The organism is uncultured Campylobacter sp., assembly GCF_938031315.1.
Taxonomy (GTDB): Bacteria; Campylobacterota; Campylobacteria; order Campylobacterales; family Campylobacteraceae; genus Campylobacter_B.
In genome coordinates, this window is the sequence record NZ_CALHHT010000505.1 from 1 (window position 1) to 4,908 (window position 4,908).

The window sequence follows — 4,908 nt, forward strand, 5'->3', positions numbered from 1 at the left end:
GCTATCCGCTACGCACGGAAAATATCCCTGCGTATGAAAAATTTGCCGTCAGCGCCTTTAAACTCGCTGTTAGCGCAGCCAAGGCGCAGACGCAGATCCACACACATATGTGCTATTCGGAGTTCAACGACATCATCAAAACGATCGAGGCGATGGACGCCGACGTCATCAGCATCGAGACCGCTCGCAGTGGCAACGAACTGCTTAAAATTTTTAGATCGGTCGGCTACAAGCAGGAGGTCGGCCCCGGTGTTTACGACATCCACAGCCCGCGAATTCCTAGCGTGCATGAGCTCGTAAGCCAGATCCGCGCGCTGCTTGAGGTGCTTCCGAAAGAGCAGCTGTGGATCAACCCGGACTGCGGCCTAAAAACGCGCAAATGGGAAGAGGTGGAGCTGAGCCTAAAAAATATGGTCGAAGCGGTAAGGATTATCCGCGCAGAGGGGTAAATTTAGCGAGATAAAATTTCATTGCGAAAGAAATTTCGTAATGAAATTTTCGCGTAAAATTTCGCGACTCAAATTTTATAGATCAAATTTAACGTAAGAGAGGTCAAGTCAAATCGCAACTAAACTATTGCCCCTTTTAAATTTAGAAAATTTTATATTCGAGAGATATTTATGACATTTTTTTCACCCGAGTTCGTCCTTGCTTTTCTATTGTTTTTAATGATCTACTGGGCGTTTCGGGGCTCTGTTTTAATACAAAAAATTTTAATCCTTCTGGCAAGCTACAGCTTTATGTGTTCCATAAATCCGCACTTTGCGCTACTGCTCGCGGCTTACAGCATGTTTATCTATTTTGCGGGAGTGTGTATCGGCTATGCAAACCGCGTATCCGTGAGGATTGCCCTACCAGCAAAGCAATCCTCACGCAAGAAAAAGCTCTCTCGTAAAGCTGCAGTGAAGCAAGCGCGCAAAGCCAAGCAAGCGCAGCAGATCGCCGCGCCAACCGCAAAGGCGCTCGTAGTTATGCTTGCGGCGGTCGCGGCGAGCCTATTTTTCCTTGCGTTTTTTAAATATTACGAGTTTATAAGGGAGGCTTTCAATGCCTTTTTGGGCGCGCTGGGCATCGCCGCCGTCGATAGCGTGGCGTTTCCGCTCGGGATTTCATACTACGTCTTTATGTCGATCACCTATCTCGTGTCGGTTTATAGGCGCGAATGCGGCGAGCAGGGCTTTTTGAGCCTGGCGTGCTTTTTGGCGTTTTTCCCTAGCGTCGTGATGGGCCCCATCGGGCGCGCGAGCGCGGCGAAGAGGATCGAGCCCGTGCTGCCGCAGTTTGACGCGCCCAAACGCTTCGGCAATGCGGATGAAATTTACGTGCTCGTCATCTTTTCTATGATTAAGCTGCTGATCGTAAGCTCCTATCTCGGCTCCTACGTAAGCGACCTGTTTTCGGGTGTTTACGGCGACATGCCGGAGTCCTCCGCGGTGCAAATTTTAATCGCCGTTTTGCTCTACGGCGCGGTGCTTTATACGAATTTCAGCGGCTTTATCGATATGGCGCGGGCGCTTGGGCTTGCGATGGGCTTTAAGCTGCCTCAGAATTTTAATATGCCCTATGCGGCTAAGAATTTAGGCGAGTTTTGGGATCGCTGGCATATCAGCTTATCCACGTTTATACGCGATTATATTTATATCCCGCTCGGCGGCTCGCGCAATGGCTTTGCGCGCACCTGCGTAAATTTGCTAATCGCGTTTGCGCTCTCGGGCATTTGGCACGGCGCGGGATTAAATTTTTTGATTTGGGGGCTTTTGCATGGAGTGGCGCTTGTATTTTTAAAATGTCTTGCCAAAGTGGGCGTAAAGCCGCTAAATCCGTATTTGGCACTATTTTGTACCTATATTTTTGTAAGTTTCGCTTGGATTTTTTTCGCCAATTCCCTTCCAGATGCGGCGGCGATTTTGAGCGCTTTTGCCCGCGCACGAGCTTTCGGAGATATTAGCGAGCTAGCGGTGCTTGCGGTGATTTTAGCGGGGATTTTTGTTTATCCTAAAATTTCAGCTCTTAAAGATACTTTAATCGCGCTTTTTGCTGAGCTGCCGTTTTTGCCTAAAGCTCTCGCGCTCGGCGTGATCTTCACGCTGATTTTCGCGCTGATGCCAAGCGGAATTCCAAATTTCATCTACGCAGGATTTTAGATGCTTAGGTTTGTTTCGACTCTGCTTTTTGCGCTGCTTTTCTCGGCATTTTTTATGCAAGGCTCGCTGCTTTATTATTTGGAGCAGCGATTTCACGATGACTTTGGGCTAGAAGAATGGCTGCGCCGCTCGCCGTTTCGCGTAGGTGGAGAGATCTACGAAAAGATTGTAAATGGCGTAGATAAGCTAGAGCAGCGTATCAAAGGCGAGGATATTAGCAAAGATGAGGACGCAAGTCCGCATAGCGGAAGCAAAAATTTTAAAAAACCTGCGCAAGATCGTATGGCGGAAAATCAAGCTTTGCAAAGCACGAGGGTGCGAGATCACGATGCTTCGCAAAGCGTTAAGCCGCAAGGTAGCAAGCCGCAAGCCCATGCCGCGAAGAATTCTGCCTTAAATAATTCTACGCATCATTTAAAGACGCGCGATTCGGTGCAGGAGCCTTACGCACAAAATTCCATCCCTCAAAATTCTACTTCGCAAAATTCCGTGCCACAAAGCCAGACTATAACAAGCTCTATGCCGCGCAGCTCCGCTGCGTCACAAAATCCCCTCGTGGCAAGCGCAACTTTGCAAAGCGGCGAGAATTCCGATTCTCAACTCCCTGTTCCGCAGGCTTTGGAGCAGAATTTAACGACGCAAAGCTCCGCGGAGATTGATGCTAAAATTTCGCTTAGCGACGATGGCAAAATCCGCCTAAATGCAGGTGATGAGGTGCTTTTTATAGGCGATAGTCTGATGCAATACGTGGGGATGAACGCTAAGAAATTTTTCCCGAAGCGAAGCCTAAGGGTGATCGATCTTAGCAAGCAATCGACGGGGCTTGCGAGTAAAAAGTCCTTTGACTGGCAAAAGACGCTCGATACCGCACTTAGCGAAAACGGCGGCGTTAAGCTCGTAGTCGTGCTGCTGGGCGCCAACGACGTCTGGGAGTACCGCGCAGGCGGCAAGACCTACGGCATCAAAACGCCGCGCTGGCGGGAGTTTTACGCCTCAAGGGTACGCGAGATCTACGATACGGCGCACTCGCACGGTGCGGGAGTGCTGTGGCTTGCGATGCCGTGTATGCAAAAGCCGGATTTTGAGGAGAAAACGCAGCTGCTAAATCAAATATATGCCGACGTCAGTATGGCGCTTGGCGGGTATTTTATGCAAACAACCCCGCTGGTGTGCGAAAAAGGCGTCTATAAAACCTATCTGCAAAGCGGCTCCAAGCTCGTGCGCGTGCGCCAAGACGACGGCATTCATATGAGCAAAGAGGGTTGCGAAGCGGTAGCGAAAGAAATTTTATCAAGGATTGAAGTTGAGTAAATTTATAGTGATTTTATTTGCCGCATTATTAGGCGGATGCGCGGCAAACGCAGGCGTTCGCGGCATAAATTCCGCAAATGCAAAAAGCTCTGCGGGCTTTGGAGTGAAATTTTTTGGCGATTCGCATTTAGGAAGCGACGCGCTGATAGATGCTTTCAGACACGGCTTTTTCGTGCAAAACAGCGTCGGCTTCGTGCCTGCGATGATGCCTAAATACCACAAAAGCGAAAATATAGAATTTAAGCAAAGCGGCTTTAATGTGATCTCGTCTCGCACCGAGCAAGACCCAGATTTCCCACTATGCGGAGTGATCGCTACCGGCAAAAAAGGCGCTAATGTGCGACTGGAGCTAAAGCAACTTAGCGGCGATTTTTACGTCGAAATTTTACATAAATCGGATCAGAGCGGCGAGATTTTTCGCGTGCGCGATGCAAGTGGGCTAAGCGCGTATATTTCGCAAGAAGTGCCGCAGAAATGGGAGTATTCTAAGCTGCGACTTAGATTTCCGATCGAAATTCGATCGCTGCGTGATGGAGCAGAACTTGGAGGATATAAAATTTACCGCAAAAACGCGCGCTTTGCAGACTCTTGCGCGAGCAACGGCGCGTTTAGCAACCTCTACGAAAAATGGGGTGCAGATGCCTTTGGTAGGGATTTTTCTGGACTTAGATACGATCTCGTAGTCATCGCTTATGGCACAAACGACGCGATGGATCCGAAATTTGACGAGCAAAAATTCTACCAAAGCGTCCGTGGGCTGCTTCGCTCCGTCCGCTCCGCAGCTCCCGGTGCGAAAATCCTGCTCGTAGCGCCGCCGCGAAGCCCTAAAGTGCCAAACGCCTCGCGCGCTGCGGAGGTGCTAGCGCATCTAGCGCGAGATGAAGGGGCGATGTTTTACGACATAGCCGGTCTTATGGATGAGGATGGCGGCTGGCGCGGCTGGCGCGAGCGTGGGCTGATCCGCCCTGACGAAATCCACTTGCAAAAAGAGGGCTATGAAAAAATCGGCGCAGCGCTGGCGACGAAATTGCGCGGCAGGCTTTAAAATTAATCTTTAAATTTAGGCGGCTCGCCGTAAAATTTACAAAGTTCGTCGCTAAATTTAAAATTTAGCGGCAGTAAGCAAAGCTGCGCCTATTTGGATTTCGCCGCTTAGATCTGCGCCGCGAAATTTAAATCAGAAGCTGCGGCTTTAAATTTACGCGTCGATAGGCTTGATGCCTGTGCTTTTAAAATACGTCGTCCAAATTTACGCTTTTAATTTGGATTAAATTTGCGTGGTTGCGGATCGGAACGCTAGTCGGGTTTTTGCGACGCGTGCGCTGCGTAAAATTTAGCGCTTGAAATTTCATTCGCACGGGCTGCGGCAAAGCGCGGCGAGCTAAATTTAAAGGAGAGGCAGATGATATATCTTTGCGGCGATACGCACGGCATAAACGAGATCGGCAAAATA

At 49.4% G+C, this 4,908-nt stretch carries 3 protein-coding genes and 1 pseudogene; all 4 read left to right on the forward strand.

Annotated elements, in window-relative coordinates; genetic code table 11:
* Positions 1-449, forward strand: a pseudogene (locus Q0236_RS12555) (5-methyltetrahydropteroyltriglutamate--homocysteine S-methyltransferase); the annotation flags it as partial.
* A gap of 171 nt (positions 450-620) precedes the next feature.
* Entirely contained in the window at positions 621-2,144 is a 1,524-nt protein-coding gene (locus Q0236_RS12560; protein ID WP_297918674.1) for an MBOAT family protein, read from the forward strand.
* The gene (locus Q0236_RS12565) at positions 2,145-3,455 is read left to right on the forward strand and encodes a DUF459 domain-containing protein (RefSeq protein WP_297918677.1); all 1,311 of its coding nucleotides are present in this window, start codon (positions 2,145-2,147) and stop codon (positions 3,453-3,455) included.
* Positions 3,448-4,500, forward strand: a complete 1,053-nt coding sequence (locus tag Q0236_RS12570; protein WP_297918680.1) for a GDSL-type esterase/lipase family protein — start codon at positions 3,448-3,450, stop codon at positions 4,498-4,500. The genes Q0236_RS12565 and Q0236_RS12570 overlap by 8 nt, the downstream gene beginning before the upstream one ends.
* Positions 4,501-4,908 lie beyond the last annotated feature (408 nt).